The 565-nt window shown below is 58.4% G+C and carries 1 protein-coding gene; it reads right to left on the bottom strand.

From position 1 onward, the window contains the following. Positions 1–565 (bottom strand): glutamate cyclase domain-containing protein (locus C6558_RS38995; RefSeq protein ID WP_146161008.1); only part of this gene is annotated, 565 nt, incomplete at both ends.

Below are 565 nucleotides of genomic sequence, written 5' to 3' on the forward strand. Positions count from 1 at the left end.
GCTGGACGATCGCCATCGAGCTTTCGCCTTCGGTACCATCGACGATGAACCGCGAGGTGCAGTACCGCATCTCCCAGCCTCCTGCATCGAGGCATGCTTGAACGATGCGCTTTTCAAGTTCTGGCGTTTGAACGAGATCACGGTTCTTGAGGAGGAAACCAAGCATGGCGGCTATCCCGTATGCGCCCCAGTTGGACACGGAAGCCGGCAGGAAGATGTCGGTTGCGGTCACGGTCACTGCGCCGCCTGGCTTGTCGGTCTGGGTTTCCCGACCATACGGGTGAAAATCCTGCATGAACGGATGGATGCGTCCGAAGCCGATCTCATTGCCGTTGTCGCCGATGCCAATAGTCAGGATACCGCGCTCGGTGGCTTTATCGATGAGCGGCGCGATGTTGACACAGCCTTCGGGAGCAACACCCGTCGAATAGTGGACAGTGCCGTTCTCGTTCGGACCCAGGCGCTCGATCGTTATGATCGCCTTTGGTTTCAAGTCGTCGAGAAGCTTGCCTGCCCAATCGTCGATTTCGGATTGTACCTCTGGCGCGGTAAGGATCGCCGCGCC

This window comes from Ensifer sp. NM-2 (assembly GCF_003024455.1).
GTDB classification, from domain to species: Bacteria; Pseudomonadota; Alphaproteobacteria; order Rhizobiales; family Rhizobiaceae; genus Ensifer; species Ensifer canadensis.